Raw genomic sequence first — 636 nt, 5'->3', positions numbered from 1 at the left:
ATGCGCCCGTCAAAGTCTGTCGCGTCCACGATGCGCATCAGGTCTTGCACATCGTCCATGTGGGGCAGCGTAATCACCAGCAGTTTCGCCGTTGCGAGCGGCAGTCCCCGAATGAACTCTTGGTCTTCCGCCGTGCCGAACAGCGCGGGGATGCCGCTTGCCTGCATTGCGGCGACCGCCTCGGGGTCGTAATCTACCCCGATCGCGCGGATGCCCAGCGCGTGGTAATGATCCAGCACCAGCCGTCCTGTACGCCCCAGCCCGAACACAATCACTTCATACGGCGCGTCGTCCAACTCTTGCGCCTCGAACCGCTTCTCGGCGAACGGCTCCTTGCGCTCGAACGGCTTGAGGAACCGTTCCAGTCGCTTATACAACGGCTGCGAGTAGAGAATCATATAGGTGGAGAGCGCGATGGTAATCAGTCCGACCATCGTTGTGATGCTGAGCGCGTCTTGGCGCACATGCCCCAGCGACAGTCCCATCGCGATAAAGATAATCGAGAACTCGCTAATCTGCGCGACGGTCAGCCCCGCGAGGAAGCCCGTCTTGCGGCGGTAGCCCATCGTGCCCATAATCGCCATCACAATCAGCGGGTTGCCAATCAGCACGAACAGCGCGAGAATCAGCGCGGTC

At 60.7% G+C, this 636-nt stretch carries 1 protein-coding gene; it reads right to left on the bottom strand.

The window, feature by feature from the left end; genetic code table 11:
- Nucleotides 1-636: NAD-binding protein (locus tag NW837_RS15540; RefSeq protein ID WP_414332578.1), on the bottom strand; the 636-nt coding region annotated here is incomplete at both ends.

The organism is Synechococcus sp. R6-10 (assembly GCF_047461815.1).
In the GTDB taxonomy this organism is placed as follows: Bacteria; Cyanobacteriota; Cyanobacteriia; order Thermostichales; family Thermostichaceae; genus Thermostichus.
This window is presented reverse-complemented; position numbering and strand designations above follow the sequence as displayed.